This is a genomic window from Aromatoleum toluvorans, from assembly GCF_012910905.1.
Taxonomy (GTDB): Bacteria; Pseudomonadota; Gammaproteobacteria; order Burkholderiales; family Rhodocyclaceae; genus Aromatoleum; species Aromatoleum toluvorans.
Genome location: NZ_WTVN01000052.1, coordinates 1 through 21,704, shown reverse-complemented (window position 1 = coordinate 21,704; position 21,704 = coordinate 1). Strand labels below are relative to the sequence as shown.

The 21,704-nt window shown below is 69.9% G+C and carries 19 protein-coding genes; 7 read left to right on the top strand and 12 right to left on the bottom strand.

The window, feature by feature from the left end; all coding sequences use genetic code 11:
- Positions 1-519 precede the first annotated feature (519 nt).
- Positions 520-2,049 carry a DEAD/DEAH box helicase gene (locus GPA22_RS20955; RefSeq protein ID WP_169258016.1) on the top strand — a complete coding sequence of 510 codons (1,530 nt, stop codon included), beginning with the start codon at positions 520-522 and terminating at the stop codon, positions 2,047-2,049.
- A gap of 177 nt (positions 2,050-2,226) precedes the next feature.
- Here GPA22_RS20955 and nusB read toward each other — a convergent pair whose 3' ends face one another.
- From nusB to cutA, 6 genes are all read right to left on the bottom strand, one after another.
- Positions 2,227-2,676, bottom strand: a complete 450-nt coding sequence (gene nusB, locus GPA22_RS20950; RefSeq protein ID WP_169258015.1) for a transcription antitermination factor NusB — start codon at positions 2,674-2,676, stop codon at positions 2,227-2,229.
- The gene (gene ribH, locus GPA22_RS20945) at positions 2,673-3,143 is read right to left on the bottom strand and encodes a 6,7-dimethyl-8-ribityllumazine synthase (protein ID WP_169258014.1); all 471 of its coding nucleotides are present in this window, start codon (positions 3,141-3,143) and stop codon (positions 2,673-2,675) included. Before ribH ends, nusB begins: the two co-directional genes overlap by 4 nt.
- 75 nt (positions 3,144-3,218) lie before the next feature.
- Positions 3,219-4,307, bottom strand: a complete 1,089-nt coding sequence (ribBA, locus tag GPA22_RS20940; RefSeq protein ID WP_169258013.1) for a bifunctional 3,4-dihydroxy-2-butanone-4-phosphate synthase/GTP cyclohydrolase II — start codon at positions 4,305-4,307, stop codon at positions 3,219-3,221.
- The gene (locus GPA22_RS20935) at positions 4,304-4,909 is read right to left on the bottom strand and encodes a riboflavin synthase (protein WP_169258012.1); all 606 of its coding nucleotides are present in this window, start codon (positions 4,907-4,909) and stop codon (positions 4,304-4,306) included. Before GPA22_RS20935 ends, ribBA begins: the two co-directional genes overlap by 4 nt.
- 91 nt (positions 4,910-5,000) lie before the next feature.
- Positions 5,001-6,830, bottom strand: coding sequence for a protein-disulfide reductase DsbD (dsbD, locus tag GPA22_RS20930; protein WP_169258011.1), 1,830 nt, complete (start codon positions 6,828-6,830; stop codon positions 5,001-5,003).
- A gap of 126 nt (positions 6,831-6,956) precedes the next feature.
- Positions 6,957-7,313, bottom strand: coding sequence for a divalent-cation tolerance protein CutA (gene cutA / locus GPA22_RS20925; RefSeq protein WP_169258010.1), 357 nt, complete (start codon positions 7,311-7,313; stop codon positions 6,957-6,959).
- Between the two features lie 150 nt (positions 7,314-7,463).
- On the opposite strand from cutA, the gene GPA22_RS20920 reads away from it, so the two are divergent.
- From GPA22_RS20920 to GPA22_RS20910, 3 genes are all read left to right on the top strand, one after another.
- Positions 7,464-8,519, top strand: coding sequence for a porin (locus GPA22_RS20920; protein ID WP_169258009.1), 1,056 nt, complete (start codon positions 7,464-7,466; stop codon positions 8,517-8,519).
- Between the two features lie 255 nt (positions 8,520-8,774).
- On the top strand, positions 8,775-9,323 hold the full coding sequence (locus GPA22_RS20915; RefSeq protein WP_169258008.1) for a DUF2946 family protein: 549 nt from the start codon (positions 8,775-8,777) through the stop codon (positions 9,321-9,323).
- A 14-nt stretch (positions 9,324-9,337) separates the two neighbouring features.
- Positions 9,338-10,087, top strand: coding sequence for a Mut7-C RNAse domain-containing protein (locus GPA22_RS20910; protein ID WP_169258007.1), 750 nt, complete (start codon positions 9,338-9,340; stop codon positions 10,085-10,087).
- Positions 10,088-10,090: 3 nt separating this feature from the next.
- Here the strand turns inward: GPA22_RS20910 and GPA22_RS20905 are convergent, their stop codons facing one another.
- Both GPA22_RS20905 and GPA22_RS20900 read right to left on the bottom strand, forming a co-directional pair.
- Entirely contained in the window at positions 10,091-10,465 is a 375-nt protein-coding gene (locus GPA22_RS20905) for a response regulator transcription factor (protein ID WP_169258006.1), read from the bottom strand.
- Positions 10,440-11,585 carry a sensor histidine kinase gene (locus GPA22_RS20900; protein WP_169258005.1) on the bottom strand — a complete coding sequence of 382 codons (1,146 nt, stop codon included), beginning with the start codon at positions 11,583-11,585 and terminating at the stop codon, positions 10,440-10,442. Before GPA22_RS20900 ends, GPA22_RS20905 begins: the two co-directional genes overlap by 26 nt.
- A 310-nt stretch (positions 11,586-11,895) precedes the next feature.
- Here GPA22_RS20900 and GPA22_RS20895 point away from each other — a divergent pair, with 310 nt between their 5' ends.
- Positions 11,896-12,363, top strand: coding sequence for a PAS domain-containing protein (locus tag GPA22_RS20895; protein WP_169258004.1), 468 nt, complete (start codon positions 11,896-11,898; stop codon positions 12,361-12,363).
- On the opposite strand, the gene GPA22_RS22855 is transcribed toward GPA22_RS20895, so the two are convergent.
- From GPA22_RS22855 to GPA22_RS20875, 4 genes are all read right to left on the bottom strand, one after another.
- Complete coding sequence (locus GPA22_RS22855) at positions 12,354-15,041, bottom strand: ATP-binding protein (RefSeq protein WP_169258003.1); 2,688 nt, start codon at positions 15,039-15,041, stop codon at positions 12,354-12,356. The two genes, GPA22_RS20895 and GPA22_RS22855, sit on opposite strands and share 10 nt — an antisense overlap.
- A 7-nt stretch (positions 15,042-15,048) precedes the next feature.
- The gene (locus GPA22_RS20885; RefSeq protein ID WP_211169279.1) at positions 15,049-16,257 is read right to left on the bottom strand and encodes an ABC transporter substrate-binding protein; all 1,209 of its coding nucleotides are present in this window, start codon (positions 16,255-16,257) and stop codon (positions 15,049-15,051) included.
- A 36-nt stretch (positions 16,258-16,293) separates the two neighbouring features.
- Positions 16,294-16,902, bottom strand: coding sequence for a hypothetical protein (locus GPA22_RS20880; RefSeq protein WP_169258002.1), 609 nt, complete (start codon positions 16,900-16,902; stop codon positions 16,294-16,296).
- Between the two features lie 180 nt (positions 16,903-17,082).
- Positions 17,083-17,850, bottom strand: coding sequence for a response regulator (locus tag GPA22_RS20875; RefSeq protein ID WP_169258001.1), 768 nt, complete (start codon positions 17,848-17,850; stop codon positions 17,083-17,085).
- A 165-nt stretch (positions 17,851-18,015) separates the two neighbouring features.
- Here GPA22_RS20875 and GPA22_RS20870 point away from each other — a divergent pair, with 165 nt between their 5' ends.
- Together GPA22_RS20870 and GPA22_RS20865 are read left to right on the top strand one after the other, a co-directional pair.
- Entirely contained in the window at positions 18,016-18,522 is a 507-nt protein-coding gene (locus GPA22_RS20870; protein ID WP_169258000.1) for a response regulator, read from the top strand.
- Positions 18,523-18,697: 175 nt separating this feature from the next.
- On the top strand, positions 18,698-21,704 hold a 3,007-nt coding region (locus GPA22_RS20865; protein ID WP_169257999.1), incomplete at its 3' end, for a CHASE domain-containing protein.

The following is a 21,704-nucleotide window of genomic DNA, read 5'->3' as shown; positions in this document are numbered from 1 at the left end:
CTACTTCGACCGACTCGGCGTGCCGCGGCTCTCATGACCTCAACTGCTCGAACCGCCCGGTGCGGACCCGCATGCCGGGTGGTGTGGGAGGGGATCGGTCAGGAAGCCTGACCGCCCCTATCCCGATTCTGCTTTCCCGAAAGCGCAAAATCGGCTACCATTGCGCCCGTTGTGCAATGCAGCAGTCGGTTTTATTTCAGGTCTTGACTCGCGGAACAGGATTCCGCGGACCCAGCCGAGGGACTGTATCCACAGCCCCATCGCCCCCGACCCTCCCGTCGAACTCCTCTCGTTCTCCCTGATCGAAAGGCATCGCGAATGCCGGTTGGTGCCGATGCGCGGTCGCATCCGTCGTCTATAGTTGTTTTTGATTCGACGGTATCCGGCCGGCCCAAGCCCATCGCGCGCTTGCCGCCACCGCGTCCCCCGTGGACGGTGCGATGCCTTTTCATTGGTCCGCCAAAGCGGACCGTATGTCGTTGCGACCATCCGTCGCTGCGGCCACAACAGGAAGAACCCATGACGTTCAACGAACTCGGCCTCAACGAACTGCTGCTGAAGGCGATCGAAACCACCGGCTACACCGTCCCCACCGAAGTGCAGGTCAAGGCGATTCCCGCCGCGATCTCCGGTGCCGATCTGATGGTGTCGTCGCACACCGGCAGCGGCAAGACCGCCGCCTTCACGCTGCCCAGCCTCTCCCGCCTCGTCGAGCGCAAGCCTGCGCCCGGCGCCGGTCCGCGCGTCCTCGTGCTGACGCCGACGCGCGAACTCGCGCAGCAGGTCGAGAAGGCCGTGAAGACCTACGGCCGCAACCTGCGCTGGCTCAACACCGCCTGCCTCGTCGGCGGCGCGCCCTTCTTCGCGCAGGTGAAGCAGCTGTCGCGCCCCGTCGACGTCGTCGTCGCGACCCCGGGCCGCCTCATCGACCACCTCACGCGCCGCAAGATCAAGCTGTCCGATGTCGAGACGCTGGTGCTGGACGAAGCCGACCGCATGCTCGACATGGGCTTCGTCGAGGACATCGAGACCATCGTCGCCGCGACCCCGGCTTCGCGCCAGACCCTGCTGTTCTCGGCGACGCTGGATGGCGTCGTCGGCAACCTCGCGAGCAAGCTGCAGCGCAACCCGCAGCGCATCGAGATCGCGCCGACGGTCGAGAACCGCGGCAACATCGAACAGCGCCTGATGATGGCCGACAACCTGGTGCACAAGACGCGCCTGCTCGAGTCGCTGCTCGGCGGTGACGGGCGGCAGCAGGCCGTGGTGTTCACGGCCACCAAGCGCAGCGCCGAGGAAGTGTCGCTGACGCTGCAGGAAAAGGGTTTCTCGGCGGCAGCGTTGCATGGGGACATGCACCAGACCGCGCGTAACCGCACGCTGGACAAGCTGCGCCAGGGCCGTATCGACGTGCTCGTCGCGACCGACGTCGCCGCGCGCGGCATCGACGTCGCGGGCATCAGCCACGTCATCAACTTCGACCCGCCGCGCCAGGTCGAGGACTACGTGCACCGCATCGGCCGCACCGGCCGCGCCGGCCGCGACGGCATCGCGATCACGATGTCCGGCCCGCGCGAGATGGGCATCATCCGCGCGATCGAGCGCTTCACCGGCAAGCGCATGGACGTGCATGTGATCGAAGGCCTGGAGCCGACGCAGCGTCCGGCCGGCCCGCGCCGCCCGGGCGGCAGCAAGCCGGGCTACGGCGGCCGTCCGTCGACCGGTTCCGGCTGGAGCCGCGATTCGCGCGACTCGCGTCCGGGCGCCGGCAAGGGCTGGTCGTCGGAAGGGCGCGACGGCAACCGTGGCGGTTATGGCCGTGACGAGCGCGGCAGCGCGCCGCGCGAGGAGCGTCCCGGCTTCGGTCGCAGCGAGCCCCGCAGCTTCGGCGACCGTGCCGAGCGCAGCACCTATCCGCGCGACGAACAGCGCGGCGGCTGGAACCGCGACGACCGTGGCCCGCGCCGTGAGGGTTCGCGCGACGGCGCCCGTTTCGGCAGCGATCGTCCGGAGGGCGCCCGTCGTCCGCGTCCGGCGGCACGCGGGTAAGCGTCCGGCCGAATGAGTTCCTGCCCCCGCTGGGGGCGCAGATGAAATGAAGGGCCCGGCGGTGCGGTGACGCACCGGCGGGCCCTTCCGTTTTGTACTGCGCGGCGGCATGTCGGTGCGGAAAAAGAAAACGGGCCTCGCGGCCCGTCCTGTTCTCCTGCCTGCGCGAGCGGTGCGTCAGGACTTGCCGGCGTCCTTCGCCGCGCTCACCTCGACCGCACGGAGCTTGGCCGCGAGCTTGTCGAGCACGCCGTTAACGAAGCGGTGGCCGTCGGTGCCGCCGTAGCCCTTCGCGAGCTCGATCGCCTCGTTGATGATGACGCGGTAGGGCGTCTCGATGCCGTTCATCAGCTCCTGCGTCGCAAGCAGCAGGATCGCGCGCTCGACCGGGGAGAGTTCGTCGACCGGGCGGTGGATGAAGGGGACGAACTCCGCCTGCAGCGCCTCGACGTTTGCGAGCGTGCCGCGCAGCAGGCTGACGAAGAGTTCGCGGTCGGCCTTGTCGAAGCCGGTGACCTGGGCGACGTGGTCCTCGATCACCGGGACGGAGTTGCCCGACAGCAGCCACTGGTAGATGCCCTGCAGGGCGAATTCGCGCGCGCGGCGCCGTGCTGCCTTGCCGCTCATTTGAGCATCCGCAGCAGGCGGGCCATCTCGACCGCGGTGCGCGCGCAGTCGCTGCCCTTTTCCTGCATCCGCGAGAGCGCCTGGTCGTCGTCCTCGGTCGTGAGCACGCCGTTGGCGATCGGCAGGCCGGTGTCGAGGCCGATGCGCGTGATGCCCGTGCCCATCTCGTTCGAAACCAGCTCGAAGTGGTAGGTTTCGCCGCGGATTACCGCGCCGAGCGCGATCAGCGCGTCGTAACGGCCGCTGCGCGCCATCGCCTGCAGCGTGAGCGGGATTTCCAGCGCGCCGGGGACGGTCGCGATGCGGATCAGGTCGGGCGCGACATTCAGGCGCAGCAGCTCGGCGGTGCAGGCCGACAGCAGGCCTTCGCACACGTCCTGGTTGAAGCGGCTCATGACGATGCCGATGCGCAGGCCTTGCCCGTTCAGGTCGGGCTCGAATTCGGGGATGTTGTCGTAACGGGCCATGTTCGATTCTTTGGAAAGCGGAAAAGCCGGAAATCCGCGGGACTTCCGGCACGGTAAAACGTCGAGGTTACCACCTCAGGCCGGATCGACGAAACCCGTGATTTCCAGCCCGAAGCCGGCCATGCTCGGGATCTTGCGCGGGCTGGAGAGCAGCCGCATCTTGCCGACGTTGAGGTCGCGCAGGATCTGCGCGCCGACGCCGAACAGGCGCGCGTCCCACTTCGGCGGCTGGTAGCCCTCGCCGGTCAGGCTCGCGAGCAGCTCGCTGCCCGACTGCGGCCGGTACAGCAGCACGATCACGCCCTGCTCGGCCTGGGCGAGGCGGGCGAGCGACTGGTTCACCGGGAAGGTGTGGCGGGTGCTCTCGGCGTCGAGGAAGTCGACCACCGAGATCGGTTCATGCACGCGCACCAGCGTCTCGCGCTCGGGGCGGATGTCGCCCTTCGACATCGCGAAATGCACTTCGCCGGTGGTCTTGTCCTCGAACGCGAACAGGCGGAAGCGGCCGTAGGGCGTGTCGACGTCCTTCTCGGTGACGCGCTCGATCAGGTGCTCGTGCGCCGAGCGGTACTGGATCAGGTCGCGGATCGCGCCGATCTTGAGGCCGTGCTCCTTCGCGAATTCGACGAGGTCGGGCAGGCGCGCCATCGTGCCGTCGTCCTTGAGGATCTCGCAGATCACCGCGGCGGGTTCGAGCCCGGCCAGCGCGGCGAGGTCGCAGCCGGCTTCGGTGTGGCCGGCGCGGATCAGCACGCCGCCGTTCTGCGCCATCAGCGGGAAGATGTGGCCGGGCTGGACGATGTCCGTGGGCTTGGCGTTGCGTGCGACGGCGGCTTCGACGGTGCGCGAGCGGTCGTGCGCCGAGATGCCGGTGGTGACGCCTTCGGCGGCCTCGATCGAGGTCGTGAAGGCGGTGCCGTGCGGCGAGCGGTTGTCGCGCACCATGAGCTGCAGCCCGAGCTGCTTGCAGCGTGCTTCGGTGAGCGTGAGGCAGATCAGGCCGCGGCCGTACTTGGCCATGAAGTTGATCGCCTCGGGCGTGACGTGCTCGGCGGCGAGCACGAGGTCGCCTTCGTTTTCGCGGTCTTCCTCGTCGACCAGCACGACCATGCGGCCGGCGCGGATTTCCTCGACGATTTCGGTGACGGGGGATAGTGCGGTCATTGTGCGGATTCCTCGCGCCATGCGAGCAGGCGTTCGCAATAGCGGGCGATCAGGTCGATTTCCAGGTTGACGCGGCTGCCGGCCGCGAGATGCTTGAGGTTCGTGACGGCGACGGTGTGCGGGATCAGGTTGATCGAGAACTCGGTGCCCTCGACGCGATTCACGGTGAGGCTGACGCCGTTCACCGTGACCGAGCCCTTGCGCGCGATGTAGCCGGCGAGCGCGGCCGGCGCGCGGATCACGAGGTCGTGGCTCTCGCCGACCGGCACGAAGCGCACGACTTCGCCGACACCATCGACGTGGCCGGTGACGAGGTGGCCGCCGAGGCGGTCGGCGAGACGCAGCGCCTTCTCGAGGTTCACTTCGTTGCCGACGGCGTCGAGTCCGGCGGTGCAGTTGAGCGTCTCGCGCGACACGTCGAACTGCACGCGCGGGCCGTCCGTCGCGATGACGGTGAGGCATACGCCGCTGTTGGCGATGCTGTCGCCGAGCTGCACGTCGGAGAGATCCAGGTCGGCCACGTCGACCGTCAGGCGAACGCCGTCCTGCAGGGGATCGATGCGCTCGATTCGGCCGCAGGCGGCCACGATTCCGGAGAACATTTGGATGGGCGGGAAGATAAGGAAGCAGTGATTGTAGGCGAAACGCGCCGAAAAGCGATCGCTTCGCCCACGCTTCCCCGGGCTGCGGCCGTCAGCGCAGCGCGCGGTCGAGCACTTCGCCGAAGGCGCCCGCTTCGAGGAAGCCGACGACACGCAGGCCGTCGCGCTCCTTGCCGCCGCGGTCGAAGAAGATCGTGCCCGGCGGCCCGAAGAGGTTGAAGCGCTTGAGCAGCGCCTTGTCGTCGTCGTTGTTGGCGGTGACGTCGGCCTTCAGCAGCAGCATGCGGTTCATGCGCGCGGCGACGCCGGGGTCGGTGAAGGTGAAGCGCTCCATCTCCTTGCACGACACGCACCAGTCGGCGTAGAAGTCGAGCATCACCGGGCGGTCGGTCGAGGCCAGGCGGGCGTCGAGCTCGGCGAGCGAGGACACCTTCTCAAAGCGCGGGGCTTCGGCGGCGTTCGCGCTCGCGGCACCGGTGCGCAGCACCGCGAGCGGCTGCAGCGGGTCGCGCGAGCCCGCGAGCGCGCCGACCAGCATCGCCGAGCCGCCGATCAGCAGCACGACGCCGACGCCCTTCCAGAAGCGCTGCCAGCCCTTCGCCTGCGGCGGCAGCGGGTCGATCGCGTGCAGGAAGATGCCCGAGAACACCAGCAGCGCGGCCCACGCGAGCATCGGCAGCAGCGGCGGTACGACCGGCGTCAGCAGCCACACCGCGACGGCCAGCAGCATCACGCCGAAGGCTTTCTTGACGCCTTCCATCCACGCGCCGGCCCTGGGCAGCACCGAGCGTGCGGCGACTCCCACGGCGAGCAGCGGGGCGCCCATGCCGAGCGCCATCGCGAAGAGTGCCGCGCCGCCGAGCACGGCGTTGCCGGTCTGCGCGATGTAGAGCAGCGCGCCCGCGAGCGGCGCGGCGACGCAGGGGCCGACGATCAGCGCGGACAGCACGCCCATCACGGCGACGCCGCCGAGATTGCCGCCCTTCTGGTGGCTGGCGGTCGACGAGAGGCGGCTCTGCAGCGCGCTCGGCAGCTGCAGTTCGTAGAAGCCGAACATCGACAGCGACAGCAGCACGAACACCAGCGCGAAGCTGCCGAGCACCCAGGCGTTTTGCAGCGCGGCCGACAGCATCGTGCCGGAGAGGCCCGCGGCGACGCCGGCGGCGGCGTAGGTCACGGCCATGCCGAGCACGTACACGAGCGACAGCAGGAAGGCGCGCCCGCGCGAGATGTGGTGGCCGTGGCCGACGATGATGCCCGAGAGGATGGGGATCATCGGGAACATGCAGGGCGTGAAGGCGAGCAGCAGGCCGAAGCCGAAGAAGCTCAGCAGCACCAGCGGGCCGCTCGCGTCGCGCAGCAGGCCGGCGATGCGCCCGCTCTCGTCGCCGGCGACGCCGCTGCCTCCGGCGGCGCTCAGCGCGGACGTGTCGTCGCGCGACAGCAGGCCGTCGAGGAAGTTGCCGCCGGTCTTGACCGGCTTCGCCATCAGGTCGATGTCGGCGGTCTGCTCGTTGGGCGGATAGCAGATGCCGCCGTCCCAGCAGCCCTGCACGCTGCCGAGCAGGCGGAACTTCGTGACCCCGTCCGGCGCGGTCACCGGCAGCACGAGCTTCACTTCCTTGCGGTAGGTCTCGACCGTGCCGAAGAACTCGTCGTTCTTGACCTTGCCCGGCGGGCGCTGCGGCGTACCGAAGCTGACCGTGTCGGGGTCGGCGCGGAAACGGAACTTGTCGGCGTAGAGGTAGTAGTCGCCCGCGATCTTGACGGTGACCTCGACGGTCTGCGGATCGAGCGCCTGGGCCGAGAGCACGAAGGCCTCTTCGGGACGCATCGGCGAGCCGGACGGGGCGGCGGTGGCGGGGGCGGACAGCGCGAGCAGGCTGGCGACGAGGGCAATCAGGGAGAGGAGGCGGTGCATGGAGGCTATCGGTATTGCGCGGTGGCGCGATTGTAGGGCGGATGCGGCAGCGGGCCTTCGATATGGATCAATACATCTGCGGGGCAGCCCCGGACGCCAACAGGCGCACGCCGGGCGTGCGCCTGATCACGAATCGGCCGGTTCCGCGCCGTCCTCGCCGGGAAGCGGCGCGGTTTCCGCGGCGACCCAGTCGAGATAGGCGGGCAGACCCCGCATGACAGGGACCGCGACGATTTCCGGAAGTTCGTAGGGATGGTTCGCGCGGATCGCCGCCTCGAGCTCGGCGTAGCGCACCGGGGTGGTCTTGATCAGCAGCGGGATTTCGGTCGCGGCTTCGGTCTGGTCCTGCCAGCGATAGACCGAGCGGCAGGGGGCGAGGATGTTCACGCAGGCGGCCAGGCGGCGTTCGACCAGCAGCGTGGCGAGCGTCTCGGCGCAGGCGGCGTCGGGACAGTTGGTGAGCACGACGAGCGCTTCCGTCATCGCGGGTTCCTCCAGTGGGCAGTCGCCGGATTGTCCCAGAGTCCGCGACCCCGCGCATGTATCGCTTGCGCAAGGCGATTCCGTTATGCTGAACGCAATAACGATGCATGCTCGCCCGTGGGCGGCGCCGTCAGGCAAGGGGGAGGTCAGATGGCAGGAAGAATCGTGCAGTGGGCGCTGGTCGCGGCGGCGTGCGTGCCGTTCGTTGCCGCGGCGCAGTCGGGCGGCGCCGCGTCGGTCACCTTCTATGGCCTGATCGACGTGAACCTGAACCAGGAGCGTGCCGGGGGGGACCGCCGCACGGGCGTCGATCACGGCGAACTCAAGGGCTCGCGCTGGGGATTTCGCGGCCGGGAGGATCTCGGCAGCGGGCTGGCCGCGGTGTTCACGCTGGAAGGCGGCTTCGATCCGACCGTCGGCGGCTCGGAGCAGGGCGGACGCCTGTTCGGGCGTCAGTCCTACGTGGGGCTGGAAGGCGGCTTCGGCCGGGTGACGCTGGGGCGGCAGTATTCGCCGGCCTTCGTCGCGCTGGACCCGCTCGATGCGACCGGCAGCGCGGACCGCAGCGCGGGCCTGCTGACGCGCAAGGCCGGGGGCGTGGATCCGGCCTACGAGGTGCGCTTCGACAACATGGTGAAGTACCGCTCGCCCGAATTCGCGGGCTTCTCGGCCGATGCCGGCTATTGGCTCGGCGAGCGCGGCGGGAGCCGCGGCGATGCGCGGCGCGAGGGCGACGGCTGGGGTATCGCCGGCCTGTATCGCAGCGGCGTGGTGGAAGCTGCGCTCGTGACGCAGACCGTGTGGCGCGATGCCACCGGCGGGCGCGTGCGCACCGACGGCCTGGGCCTCGCCTACGACTTCGGACCGGTCAGGGCCTTCGCCGCCGCGACGCGCGACCGCGAGAGCGGCAGCGTGGGCAGGGGCCGTGCGCGGACCTGGGATGTCGGCGCGGAGCTGCGCCTGCCCGGGCCGAACACGCTGGCCCTTTCGTACGCCCGGCGTGACGAATCGCACGACCGCGCGGCGGAGGATGCGCACGGCTGGTCTGCCTATTTCCTGCATGATCTATCGAAACGTACTACGCTGTATGCAGCCTATTCGACGCTGACCAACGACGGGCGTGCGAACTATGCGCTGGGCAACCTCAGGCCGGACCGCGGCGACGATCCGAGCGTCGTGATGGCGGGCGTGCGGCACAGGTTCTGAAGACGGGTTCTCCTCGGAAGCCGCGTCGCGGTTTCCCTTGATCGGCCCCGGGTGGCGGAAGACGCTGCCCGGGGCCGTTGTTCTTTGGGGAGCTGGCGTTCCTGGAACGGGGCAGGCGGTCCGGTGCGATGCGGTGCAGGGGGGGGCATCGGCGGCCGAGTCGGAGCGCGTGGAGCGGGCCCCGAGGAGGCGCGACGGGTTCTGCCGGCGGCCCGGGCGCGCTATCCTGCCATTTTGCCCAGGAGTTCCGTGCCGATGATCTCCGCTCCCGATCCCGCCGCGCTCGCGCGCTGGCCCGACGTTCCCGCCTGCTACGACTGGCTGTCGCTCGACCGTCGCGGCTGCTGGCGGCTGCAGGGGGAGGCGGTCGTGCATGCGGGCCTGGCCGGCTTCCTGAACGCGAACTACGGCCGCGACGCGGCCGGCAACTGGCTGGTGCACAACGGGCCGCAGCGCGTGTTCGTCGCGCTCGACTACGCGCCGTGGATCCTGCGCCTGCACCCGGACGGCGGGCTGACGACGCACACCGGGGCCGACGCCGGCGCGATCGTCGCTGCACATCTCGACGAGGAGGGCAACGTGCTGCTCGATACGCCGCGCGGGCCGGGGCTGCTCGACGACCGCGACCTCGCCGCTTTCGTCGCGCAGTGCCGCCGCAGCGACGGCGGCGTGGCGGACGACGAGGCGCTGCTGGCGGTGATGGCGGGCGGCTCCGGTGTGGTGTGGCGCGGCCTGCCGCTGCAGGCGATCGCCCGCGCGGCGGTGCCGGAGCGTTTCGGCTTCCGGCGGCGGCCGGCGCCCTGATACGGAGTGCGGCGATGGTGTCGGCGAGCTTCCGCTTCTACGAGGAACTCAACGATTTTCTCGCCCCGACGCGCCGCTATCGCGAATTCACCGTGCCGTGCGCGCGCGCGGCGACGGTCAAGCACATGGTCGAGGCGCTCGGCGTGCCGCACACCGAGGTCGAGCTGGTGCTCGTCAATGGCGAGTCGGTGGCCTTTGACTATCAGCTTTGCGATGGCGACCGCGTGTCGGTGTATCCGCGCTTCGAGGCCTTCGACATCACGCCGCTGCTGCGCGTGCGCGAACATCCGCTGCGCCGCACGCGCTTCGTCGCCGACGCGCATCTCGGCGGGCTCGCGCGCCTGCTGCGCATGACGGGCTTCGACACGCTCTACGACAACAACTTCGCCGACCCAGACATCGAGGCGATTGCCGCGCACGACGGGCGCATCGTGCTCACGCGCGACCGCGAGCTGCTCAAGCGCCGCACGATCACGCACGGCTGCTACGTGCATGCGCTGAAGCCCGAGCACCAGTTCGCCGAGATCCTCGAACGCCTGGATCTCGCGCGCAGTGCGCGGCCGTTCACGCTGTGCCTCGCGTGCAACGCGCCGCTCCATGCCATCGACAAGGCCAGCGTCGAGCACCTGCTGCCGGAGGGCGTGCGCGAGCGCCACCAGCGTTTCAGCACCTGCGACGTGTGCCGGCGGGTGTTCTGGGAAGGGTCGCACTGGGTGAAGATGCGGGCGCTGATCGCGCGCCTGCTGCCGCGCGACCGAGGCTAGCGGTCAACGTCCGGCGAGGAGGGATTCGACCGTCTCGATCAGCTGCAGCGGGCTGAACGGCTTGGTCAGGTAGGCGTTGGCGCCGGCGAGCTGGCCGAGTTCGAGGTCCTGCAGCTGGCTGCGCGAGGTGAGGAAAACGATGGGCGTGGCCGCGATGGGCGGGTGCGCGCGCACGCGTTCGCACACCTGGATGCCGTCGAGTTCGCCCGGCATCATCACGTCGAGCAGCACGAGGTCGGGGCGCAGCGCTTCGATCATGCGCAGGCCCTGGGCGCCGTTGTCGGCCTCGTGCACCTCGTGCCCGCCGTAGTCGAGCGTCAGGGTGACGAGCTTGCGCAGGTCGGGCTGGTCCTCAACGACGAGGATGATCTTGTTCATCGCGTTTGACCGTCACGCCCGCGCGGACGAGCTGCACGAGATCGTGTGCGTAGCGTTCGAGCTGGGCTTTCAGCACGGCGTCGTCCTGCGCGTGCGGGGCGCCGGTCGGGATCTCGACCGTGATGTCGATCAGGCCGGCGAGATCCTGCTTCATCGCGATCGTCCCGCCGTGCGCCTCGAAGACGCGCCGCACGATTTCGAGGCCCAGCTCCCGGTCCTCGGCGGGGTCGAGCAGCGTCGAGGCGCCGAGCGCCGCCGGGCGGCGTGCGCGCGGGCGCGAGAACGGGCCGCCCGCCTGCGTGGGGCGCAGTGCGAGCACGACCACGCCGCCGCGCTGACGCAGGCTCACCGCGATGTCGGTCGCATGGGGGCAGGCTTCGATCGCATGGGCGAAGAGCTCGACGAGCCCGCGTTCGAGCCACTTTTCGCTGCCATACACGGGGGTGAGTTCGCCCGGCGCCTCACTCAGCGCGATGCGGCAGCGCGCGTCGGCGGTGCGCCGGGCGACGTGCTGCATCGCCCGCTGCGCGACGCGCGCGAGGTCGACCCGGTCCTGGGCTGCCGTCAACGGTCCGGCGAGGCTCAGTTCGAGGACCGTGCCGACCCGCTCGATGCGCTCGCGCAGTTCGGCGGCGCGGGCGAGCGCCTGCCGCCGGTCGCGCTCCAGCCGCGTGGCGTCCGGTTCGGCCGGGGCGAGCCCGGCGATGACGCGGTCGAGCGCGGCGCCGAGTTCGCCCAGCGCCGACGAGGGTTCGCCCTGCAGCAGCACCTGCAGCGTCGCGAGGGCGCGGTCGAGCACCGTCTGGTCGTCGCGACGGCGCAGCACGATCACATATTCATCGGAGCCCGTGCTCGGCAGCAGCAGCGCGCGCAGCAGCGGTGCGTGCGGGGCCGGTCCGGCGACGGCCTGCAGCGCGTCGACATCGAGCTCGGCCGGCAGCGGACCCTCGACTGCACGCTCGACTTCCGCGCGGATCGGCGCGGGCAGCGAGTCCTGGCCCGCGCGGACGCCGGTGGTTTCAGCCGCCGCACGGTTGGCGAAGCGCACGTGGCCACCGCGCTCGAACACGATCAGGCCGTCGCTCAGGCTGTTGAAGATCTGTTGGGCTGGCGAGAACATCGCATCTTCCACAATAAGCGTAAGAATACCATGATGTAAGTGTTACGCGCACTGCGGCGACCGGGGCTTCTCTGCCGGATGAAATTTATCGCAGGTTCCGGGATTGTCCTTTTGTTTCAATCTTAATGCAGCTCGAATGAGCCTCGGGGCGAGGACGTGCCGCGCGGCCGAAGGGGCGGCAGGAGGGTAATGATTTGCGTTTGCGTGTAAGGTAAGATTGGGATAAATTAGGATTGCTAGTCGCGCGCGACCGTGAACGCTGGCCCGCGGCAGGACATTTTCGCTTCGGCGGCGTCGAGGAATTTCACCCATGCTCATGCGCGTCCTCCCTCCCGACATCGACACCCTTCTGCGCTACGGCGATTTTCTCTCCGGCCTCGAAGTCGGGATTCTCGCGCATGCGCCCGACGGCGTGATCGAATACGCCAATGATACGGCGCGCAGCCGCCTCGGGTTTCGCAGCCTCGCCGGCCTCGGGCTCGACAGCACGTGGGACCTGCTGGACGCGGATGGTGGCCATCTGGCGCTGTCGGAACTGCCGGCGGTCAAGGCCTTGTGCCTGGGCCGGGCGGTGACCGGGGCCGTCGTCGGCTGCCTCGTCGGTGGCGAACTGCACCTGTTGCGCATGGATGCGTTGCCCGTGCCCGCGCCGGACGGCAGCATCGCCCGCGTCGTGACGGCGTTCCGCGACGTCACGCCGCCCGCCCGGATGCCGGAAGCGGTTTCCGGAGTGAGCGCAGCCGATCACGTGACCGGTCTGGTGGCGAATCAGGCCTGAGCGGGCCAGCGCGCGTCGGCGGCGAGGTGCTCGGCAACCAGCCGCAGCGTCGCATCGAGGGCGTCGGTGAGCGCCTGCACCTGCTCGGGCATCTGGTCCGAAGCGCCGGCGCGGATCGTCTTTTCCGTCTGCAGCGCCTGTGCCTGCAGGGCACTCAGCCCGAGATTTCCCGCCACTCCTTTCAGTGAATGCGCTTCGAGGCGCAGCTGGTCGAGGTCGCCTTCGGACAGGAGCCGGTGGAGGCGCGCGCTGCTGTCGCGGTACTGATCGAGGAACATCGCCGCCAGCTCGCGGTACAGGCCGGCATCCCCGCCGATGCGCGCGAGGGCCTCGCCGAGCCCGGAATCCGGCGGCATGGCGGCGGCCTGCGCCGCGGGGGCAGGGGGAGGCAGCGGGGCTGGAGCGCCGCTGCCCGAGGCCGGTTGCGTGGACCCCGTCGCCGCGTCGGCCACGGCCAGCCAGTGCGCCAGCACGTCCGGCAGGGTTCGGAAGTCGATCGGCTTGATGACGTGATCGTTCATGCCCGCGGCCAGGCAGCGTTCGCGGGTCTCGCTGAAGGCATCGGCGGTGGTCGCCAGGATCGGCAGCGCGTCGCGGTCGAAGTGCCGGCGGATCAGCCGGGTCGCTTCGAGGCCGTCCATCACCGGCATGTGCAGGTCCATCAGCACGAGGTCGTAGGCGCCGTCACGGGTGCGCGCGACGGCTTCCTCGCCATTGTTGGCGACGTCGACCGTCAGGCCCAGGCGGCGCAGAAACTCGCCGGCGACCTGCTGGTTGAGCGGGTTGTCCTCGACGAGCAGGACGTGGTGGCCGGCCAGGCTGAACGAAACGGCGCTGGCCTTGCAGGTGGGCGCCGCCGACGCCTGCGCCGCGGCGGCCGGGCGCAGGCGCAGCGCGAAGCGGAAGCGGCTGCCGACGCCGGGCTCGCTCTCGACCGCGATCGAGCCGTGCATCAGTTCGGCCAGCTGCTTCGAGATCGCCAGCCCCAGACCGGTGCCGCCGAATTGGCGCGTGATCGCATCGTCGGCTTGCGAGAAGGGCTGGAACAGGCGCGCGACCTGCGCGGCGGTCATGCCGATGCCGGTGTCGCGCACGACGAACTGCAGCATGTCGCCGTCGGCGTCGCTGCCCAGGCGCTGCAGTTCCAGGCTCACTTCGCCGTGGTGCGTGAACTTGACCGCATTGTTCGCGAGGTTCAGCAGAATCTGGCCGATGCGCAGCGCGTCGCCGACGTAATCCATCGGGCCCTGCTCGTCGAGGCTGACGCGCAGCGCCAGCCCCTTCTCGCGCGCGCCGAAATCGAGCTGGCCGACCACTTTCGCGACGAGCTCGTGCAGGTTGAACGGCGCGGCGCTGATCTCCATGCTGCCGGCCTCGATCTTGGAGAAGTCGAGCACGTCGTTGATGACGTGCAGCAGGCCGTCCGCGGCGCCGCCGATCTTGTCGAGGTAGTCCTGTTGTTGCGCGTCGAGCCGGGTATCGAGCGCGAGCCGGGACATGCCGATGATGGCGTTCATCGGCGTGCGGATTTCGTGGCTCATCGTCGCGAGGAAGCGGCTCTTCGCCCGGTTCGCGGCTTCGGCCGCATGCAGCGCCTGCTCGAGGCGCACATTCGAGTGCTCGAGCGCGTCGCGGCTCGCCTGCAGTTCCTGCGTGCGCAGCGCGACTTCGCGTTCGAGGTTGTCGTGGAGCTGGCGGTGGGCGTCGAGCGCCTCGCGCAGCGCGCGCGACAGGATGCCGATCTCGTCCGGGCTGTCGTCGGCCGGGATCGCGCGGACGCCCTGGGCGAGCGGCGTCTCGACGGCGCCGGCGAGCCGGTCGAGGCGTACCGTGAGCCGGTTCGCGAGCCGGTTCGAGAAGTGCCACACCAGCCACATCGCGGGAAGCGCCAGCGCGATCAGCAGCAGCAGGGTGTCGCGCAGCGGGCTGAACCACGGGTTGTCCGTGCTGTACAGCTCGAACCTGATGTTATAGAGGTCTGGATGGCGCGGGGGTTGCACGACCTGTGCCACCGACGGTGCGTGCGGGCGGCGCACGCTGCCGTCGCGTATCGCGATCTCCGGGGCGCCCTCGCGCTCGAGCAGGACGTTGAAGTGCTCGCCGAGCGTGCCGCTGGCCTCGGCGAGCAGGGCCGCCAGGTCGACCCGGCTGAACAGCACGCCGATCACGTCCTCGGTGTAGGGAAAGACGACGGGGTAGGCGACCAGCATCGCATTGCCCTGGTCGACGGCGATCGGGCGACGATCCGCACCGGTCGCCGCGAGCACCCGCGACGCCAGTTCGTCGGCGACGGTTTTCGATTCCTCGATGAGGTTCGCCGACCCGGCGATGAACCGTCCGCGGTAGTCGAGCAGGGCGAGCCGGGAGATATTGCCGCTGTTGTACTGGCGCAGGAAAGGCCGCAGGTAGGCTTCGCGCCCCGTCGTGTCGGTCAGCGCGGTCCAGATCAGGGGGCTGCGGCTGAGGTTTTCGGCGGTCTCGGTGAGGTTGACGAGGCGTGCATTGAAGTTGCCCGCCAGGACCTGCAGCGTGGTCGTTTGCGCCTGCTCGATCGAACGGCCGATGTTGTAGGCCTGTAGCGACAGCACGCCGACGCCGGTCAGCACGAGCACCGACATGGTCAGCAGGAAGGCGCTCTGCCGGATGCGGGCGGCGAGGCCCGTCGCTTTCTGTGTCACGTGCGCTTCAACGCCTTTCCGCGCGTGCGGGCGAAGCCGCCAGCGGCACAAGCACGTCCTGGGCCGTGTAACGCGCCATGAACACTTGCTCGGGCGTCAGCGCGTCGTGGCGCTCGGGCGTGAACGGCCGCTCGTAATTGCGCACCAGGCCCTTGTAGGCGGGCAGTTGTTCGAGCGCGTCGCGCACCCTGGCACGCTCGGCCGAACCGGCCCGCGCGATCGCCCGGGCGAGGAGGTGGGTCAGGTCGTAGGCGTGGGCGACGCCCACCGGCGCACGCACCTGCTCGGCGCCCGGAATGCCGTAGCGTGCCTTCAGCGCCGCGAGCACGCGTTTCGCGGCGGGGGTGTCGCGACCGATGAAGCTGAAGGTCTGGATGACGGCGAAGTCGACCCGGTCGAGCGCAGGCCCGGCCAGTTCCGCGAAGGCGCCGCCGGTCACCCCCCAGTGGCTGATGATCGGCATGCGCTCACCCGCCGGCAGGGCCGCGAGCTCGCGCACCAGCAGCGAGCCTTCGGTCTCGTTCGCGACGAGGATGATCGCCTGGGCGCCCGCTGCGCGCAGGTCGCGGTATTGCTCGAGCAGGGACTGGTCGCCCCAGTTGTACCAGCGCTCGCCGACGATGCCCACGCCAGCCGCGCCCGAGGCGGCGGTGAGGGCGGCGCGGTTGCTGCGGCCCCAGCCGGTGTTGGGCAGCAGGATGCCGACGCGGTGCGCGCCGTGCTGGCGGCGCGCGAAGTTGAGCATCGCCGGCGCGGCCCAGGAGTCCTTCAGCGACAGGCGGAAGGTGTAGCTGGGGCGGTATTTGTGCTCGGTGATCGGGTCCGCGGAGCCCCACGGGTCGAGGATCAGCACGCCCTGTTCCTGCGCCACCGGCAGCCATTCCAGGATGACCGGGCTGAACTTGCCGCCGAACACGCCGACGAGGTTGGGCATCGCCGCCAGTTCGCGCAGGTTGTCGACGCCGATCGCGGGGATCGAACGGTTGTCGCGCGTGACGAGGGCGAGCTTGCGTCCGCCGAGCAGCCCGCCGGCGGCATTGATCTCGTCGATCGCGAGCTCGATGCCCTGCTGGATGGCCTGGGCGGAGGTGCTGGTCTTGTGCCCGAATTCGGCATCGAGGCCGATCAGGATGGGGGGCTGCTCGGCGGCTGCGGGTGACAGGCACACGGCGAGGGCGAGCGCGCCGAGCACGGCGCGCAGGGGTTTGAGCAACATTCGGGGCTCGTTGGGGGGCTCGTTAAGGGGGCGCGCTCAGGTGTCGTCGTCGTTGAGCAGGGCGCCCAGCAACTGGAAGGCCTTGCGTTCGGACAGCTTGTCGGTGCGTGACAGGTTGAGGATGGTCTTGGCGAGCGCTTCGGCGATCGGGCCGACGGTTGCGCGCGGCTTGTCGAACAGCGCCGTCGGTGCAGTCGCCTGTGCGAGCAGTGCGGCGACGGCGGCGCCCGCTCCGGCGGGGAAGCCTGCCGTGGCAGGCGTGCGTGGCAGCGCGGCGGAGGGTGGCGCGATGCTGTCGAGGTGCGCCGGGGGGCCGAGCACGTCCCACGCGGACGGCGGCACCGTGTCGCGCTCCTGCGGCATGTCGAGCCAGCCCGCGGGCAGGCCGAGGGCCTGCTCGATCGCCTGCGCGAAGGGTTCGGACACCGGCTTGCGCCCGGACGTCATCAGGCTCACGCGGCTGCTGGTGAGGTTTGCGGCGTGCGTCAGCGCGATCTTCGCGCCACGCGCGGCGGTCAGCATGACGAGGTTGCGGCGGCGCGTCTCGTTGCGCTCGTGTTTGCCGGTCGCGCCCAATGCGGGCGGGCGCGACGCCGGAGCGCTTGCGGGCGCCGCGTGGTCCAGTGACTGCGCGTGTTGATCCATGCAGGTTTCTCCGTCACCGGCTCCGGCGGGAGTCGCCGTTCGCCGAGGGGCGTGCATCCTCGCCGGCCGGGCTGCGTGCGGCAGGTGAAGCGGAATCTTACCTGTCGAGCGTATGGTTCCCGGAATGTTACTGTTCCGGGGGCGGCGCGTCAATGTGGGGGCAGGGCGGCGGTCGGACGGTCAATGGGCGTCGAGCGCGAACTCGTGCGCGAGGTCGACGCAGAAGCGCCGCAGCGCCTCGGCGAAGTCCTGCGCATGGCCGCGCACGGCCTCGCAGTCGGACGCGCGTGCAGCCGTGCGCAGGGATTCGACGGTGCCGAGGACTTCGTGGGCGCCGATCGCTTCGGCGCCGCCTTCCATGGCATGGCAGAAATCGAGCACGCCGCGCAGGTCGTCGCTGTGCGCGAGCCGGTCGAGCGTCGAGATGCGGTCCGCCGCCAGTTTGTAGAACTCTTCGGCAACGGCGTGCTGGATCGTCCGGTCGGGGCCGATGTAGAGCTTCATGTGTTCGAAGTCGATGCGCGAGTGCGCTGGTTGCCCGGGCGACGCATCCGGTGCCCCGGCCGCCTCGCCCAGGCGCAGTCCCCAGCGCACGGCACGCTCGAAGAGATCCGCGCGCACCGGCTTCGCGAAGATGAAGACGTTCCGGTACGCGCTGCGGATGCGGGCGAAGTCGCCCGGCGCCGAACTGATCACGAGGACCGGCAGTGCCTCGTATTCCGGCTTGGACTTGACGATGTCGAGCAGTGCGACGCCGTCGAACTTGGGCATGCGCAGGTCGAGGATGATCAGGTCCGGTGTGCGTTCGGACAATGCCACCAGCGCGGCGTAGCCGTTCTCCGAGGAGCGGATGCGGATGTCGCTGCCCAGTTCCTTGAGCTTGCTCGCGTACAGCGTCCGGTAGAACGGGTCGTCTTCGATGATCAGGACATGGTGATGGGCATTCATTGTCCGCGCACGCGATGGGGGGAATGCAAGGATGGTACGCGAGCTTTCCCGTGCGTGCAGCCCTGTTCGTGATGTAAAAAGTTACATCTTTACGGTAAAGTATACCTAGCGCCGCTGCAGGAACGTGAGCTTCGAGCGGATGCGGGCGGCGGGAAGGGGAGACGCGTGGGGGGCGACGATGCGGAAGCGGGGCTGGTGCCGGAAGGCTGCGCCGGGGCGGGCGTGGGCCGGATCCTCGTCGTGGACGACGATCCGCTGATGTGCAAGCTCATGGGGGCGATGCTGCGCGAGCATCCGGCGCAACTCCGCGTCGCCGGCGACGTGGCGGAGGCCCGCGCCGTGATCGGCCGCTTCCGGCCGCAGGTGGTGTTCCTCGATGTGGCGATGCCGGGGCCGTGCGACGGGCTGGATCTGTGCCGGGAACTGAAGGCCGCGGCCGGCGCCGCGGCGCCGCTGGTGATCATGATATCGGGCCGCAATGCGCTCGCCGACATCGATGCCGCGCTGTGCGCGAGTGCCGACGGCTACCTGCTGAAACCCTTTTCGGCGACCCAGGTGCAGGGGGTGCTCGATGCGGCGGAGGCGTGGCTGCTGGGTTCGCCGCGCCCGTTTCGCCATTACTGGCCGTTCGATCGCCATGGCCCGCAGCCGGGCGTGACGGTGACCGGTTGAGCGGCGTGATCCCAGATGGCAGACCGCGGCGTCCGGCTGCGCGCGCAGCGCGCGTGCGTTGGTCACATGCCGCGGGTGCGCCAGCTTGTATCATTTGTCGTGCAGGGCCAGGCGCGCGCGGGGCGCGCAGATGCCGTGAACGGACATGCAGGGCGGCGCGGGAGGGGTTTTCGCGATGACGGTTCGTGAGGAATTGACGTCCGCGGCGGTCGCCGACCAGGAGGGGGACCCGGGCGAGGTGCATGGTCTCATCGCTGCACTCGTCCCGCAGCCCCGGTGGGCCAAGATTGCGATGCTGGCGGCGGTGTATTTTGCCGCCGGGCTGTTGGCGACCCTGTTGGCGCCGGCGTCCACTTACGCCTCTCCGGTGTGGCCTGCCGCCGGTGTGGCGCTCGTCGCGCTGCTCATGTGCGGCCCGCGCTGCTGGCCGGGGGTATGGGTGGGCGCCTTTCTCAGCGACATCATCCAGGACTATTCCGCGGCCGGGGCGGTGTTCGCGGCGTGCGTTGCGACCGGCGCCGCGCTGCAGGCGCTGGCCGGCGCTTACCTGGTGCGGCGCCTGCTGCCGGACTTGCGGAAGATGTCGCAGACGCACGAGCTTGCGCGCTTCCTGTTCGTGATCGGGCCCCTCGCCTGCGTTGTCGCGCCGAGCGTCGGGGCGTTGTCGCGCCTCGGACTCGGCCTGATGCCGATCGATGCCCTGCCCGGCGAGTGGCTGGCGTGGTGGGCGGGCGATACGCTCGGCGTGCTGCTGTTTGCGCCGGAGCTGTTGATCGGCATGACACGCGAGCGTCCGCCGTGGGCGCGCGGCGCGGCGGCGTTGCGCATCGTCCTGCCGCTGCTGGCGACGGCGATCCTGCTTGTCACGGCCAACCACGGCATCGTCCGCCTCGAGCAGGGCCGGACGCAGGCGCAGATCGCCCAGCGTATCGACGAGGTGTATGAGATCGGTTTTCTGCCGGTACCGGGCGTGCTGGGGCCGCTGCGCGGGGTCGAGCGCTTCTTCTCGTCGAGCGAGCAGGTCACGCGCGAAGAGTTCGAGCGCTTCACGGCGTGGTTCGCTGCCCAGCCCGCGGTGCTTGCGGTCGACTGGGCGCCGTACGTGACGCAGGCGACGCGCGCGCAGTTCGAGGCGGCCGCGGCCGCGAAGGATTTTCCTGGCTACCGCATCGTGGAACCCGATGACGACGGTCGGCTGCGGCCGGCGGGCGAGCGCAGCGAATATTTCCCGGTGCTGTTCAGCGCACCGCGGCAAGCGAACCTCGTGATCATCGGTCTCGATCACGCGTTCGAGGCACTGCGCCGCGTCGAGCTGGCGCACGGACGCGCCAGCGGTAACGTCCATGTTGCCGAGCAGACGACGCTGCTGCGCAAGTCGACGCCGGCCGTGCTCGCCTACCTCCCGGTTTTTCGCTCCGACAGCGTAGCGGGGCAGGGGGCGGAGCCGCCGGCAGAACGCGAGATCCAGGGCTATGTGGTGGGGATTTTCGATATCGCGCGCATGTTCGCGCCGCTGGCGGACGCGGCGCGGGCGCGGGGGCTCGCGTTCCGCATTTCGGACGTGACGCCCGGGACCTCGCCGAGGGTGTGGCTCGAGCAATGGCCGGCGGGTAGCGCGGCGCGCTGGGCGCGCGACCTCGATTTCGGCGGGCGGACGCTGCGCCTCGAAGTTGCCCCGGCGGGCGGCGCCACGGCGGCAGGCTACTCGGTCGAGTTGAAGGTGTTCGAAGCCATCTCGGTGCTGGCCGCCTTCCTCGTCGCCTTCGTCGCGCTGAGCACGGCGAGCCATGCGGCCGCGGTGCAGCGCGAAGTCGCCGTGCGCACCGCCGACCTCGCGCGCGAACTCGCAGCCCGGCGCGAAGCGGAGGCACTTCTCGACCGCTTCTTCACGCTGTCCCTCGACCTGCTCGCGATCGTCACCGCCGATGGCCGCTTCGTGCGCGTGAGCCCCGCGTTCACGCAGACGCTGGGGTGGGGCGCGGACGAGCTGGAGGCGCAGCCGCTCTTCGCGCAGGTGCATCCGGACGACGCCGATCAGGTGCGCACCGAATTCGGGGCGGCCGGCGAGGACGGCACGATCGGCTTCGAATGCCGCCACCGCTGCAAGGACGGGGCCTGGCGCTGGCTCGAGTGGCGGGCGCGGCGCCATCCGGACGGCCTCGTGTTCGCTTCGGCGCGCGACATGACGGAGCAGCACCAGACGGCGCAGCGCCTGCGCGAACTGAATGCCGAGCTGCAGCGGGCCAGCGCCGATGCCGAGCAGGCGAGCCGCGCCAAGTCCGCCTTCCTCGCGGCGATGAGCCACGAGATCCGCACCCCGATGAACGGCGTCATCGGGCTGGTCGACGTGCTGGCGCGCACCGGACTGACCGAGGAGCAGGCCGATCTCGTCAAGACCGTGCGCGAGTCCTCGACCAGCCTGCTGGGCATCCTCGACGATGTGCTGGACTTCTCCAAGATCGAGGCGGGCAGGCTCGAGATCGTGCGCACGCCGGTGGCGGTCGAGGAGCTCGTCGAAAGCCTGTGCAGCTCGCTCGCGCCGCTCGCCGCACGCCAGGGCGTGGACCTGTCGGTGTTCGTCGCGCCCGACATTCCCGAACGCGTGCTGGCGGACGAGACGCGCCTGCGCCAGGTGCTGTACAACCTCGTCGGCAACGGCATCAAGTTCTCTGCCGGGCGCCCCGGGCTGCGCGGCCATGTGGCCGTGCGTGCGCGCATCGCCCAGGCGGCGCCGCTGCACCTGAGCTTCGAGGTGTCGGACAACGGCATCGGCATTGCGCGCGAGCGGATCGCCCACCTGTTCACCCACTTCACGCAGGCCGAAGCGTCGACGACGCGGCGCTTCGGCGGCACCGGCCTGGGGTTGGCGATCACGAAGCGGCTGGTGAGCCTGATGGGGGGACGGGTCGAGGTCCGCAGCACGCCGGGGGCCGGCTCGGTGTTCACGGCCACGCTGCCCTTCGACGCCGTCGCGGCCACCGGGCAGCGCGAAGAGACGCGGCTGGAGGGCATCGACTGTATCCTCGTGTGCCGCGACGACCATGGCCCGGAGCTCGCGGACGTGCGCAGCTACCTCGAGCATGCCGGCGCGCAGGTGCATGTCGCGCCGGATGCGGACGCCGCCGAGCGGCTCTCGGCCCGCCTCGCAGGCGTCTGCGTGCTCGTCGAGTGCAGCGCCGATG

Bases quoted from the DNA above. Each gene is read 5' to 3' on its own strand.
- GPA22_RS20955 (WP_169258016.1), top strand. From the start codon at position 520: ATGACGTTCAACGAACTCGGCCTCAACGAACTGCTGCTGAAGGCGATC.
- nusB (WP_169258015.1), bottom strand. From the start codon at position 2,676: ATGAGCGGCAAGGCAGCACGGCGCCGCGCGCGCGAATTCGCCCTGCAG.
- ribH (WP_169258014.1), bottom strand. From the start codon at position 3,143: ATGGCCCGTTACGACAACATCCCCGAATTCGAGCCCGACCTGAACGGG.
- ribBA (WP_169258013.1), bottom strand. From the start codon at position 4,307: ATGACCGCACTATCCCCCGTCACCGAAATCGTCGAGGAAATCCGCGCC.
- GPA22_RS20935 (WP_169258012.1), bottom strand. From the start codon at position 4,909: ATGTTCTCCGGAATCGTGGCCGCCTGCGGCCGAATCGAGCGCATCGAT.
- dsbD (WP_169258011.1), bottom strand. From the start codon at position 6,830: ATGCACCGCCTCCTCTCCCTGATTGCCCTCGTCGCCAGCCTGCTCGCG.
- cutA (WP_169258010.1), bottom strand. From the start codon at position 7,313: ATGACGGAAGCGCTCGTCGTGCTCACCAACTGTCCCGACGCCGCCTGC.
- GPA22_RS20920 (WP_169258009.1), top strand. From the start codon at position 7,464: ATGGCAGGAAGAATCGTGCAGTGGGCGCTGGTCGCGGCGGCGTGCGTG.
- GPA22_RS20915 (WP_169258008.1), top strand. From the start codon at position 8,775: ATGATCTCCGCTCCCGATCCCGCCGCGCTCGCGCGCTGGCCCGACGTT.
- GPA22_RS20910 (WP_169258007.1), top strand. From the start codon at position 9,338: ATGGTGTCGGCGAGCTTCCGCTTCTACGAGGAACTCAACGATTTTCTC.
- GPA22_RS20905 (WP_169258006.1), bottom strand. From the start codon at position 10,465: ATGAACAAGATCATCCTCGTCGTTGAGGACCAGCCCGACCTGCGCAAG.
- GPA22_RS20900 (WP_169258005.1), bottom strand. From the start codon at position 11,585: ATGTTCTCGCCAGCCCAACAGATCTTCAACAGCCTGAGCGACGGCCTG.
- GPA22_RS20895 (WP_169258004.1), top strand. From the start codon at position 11,896: ATGCTCATGCGCGTCCTCCCTCCCGACATCGACACCCTTCTGCGCTAC.
- GPA22_RS20885 (WP_211169279.1), bottom strand. From the start codon at position 16,257: ATGTTGCTCAAACCCCTGCGCGCCGTGCTCGGCGCGCTCGCCCTCGCC.
- GPA22_RS20880 (WP_169258002.1), bottom strand. From the start codon at position 16,902: ATGGATCAACACGCGCAGTCACTGGACCACGCGGCGCCCGCAAGCGCT.
- GPA22_RS20875 (WP_169258001.1), bottom strand. From the start codon at position 17,850: ATGAATGCCCATCACCATGTCCTGATCATCGAAGACGACCCGTTCTAC.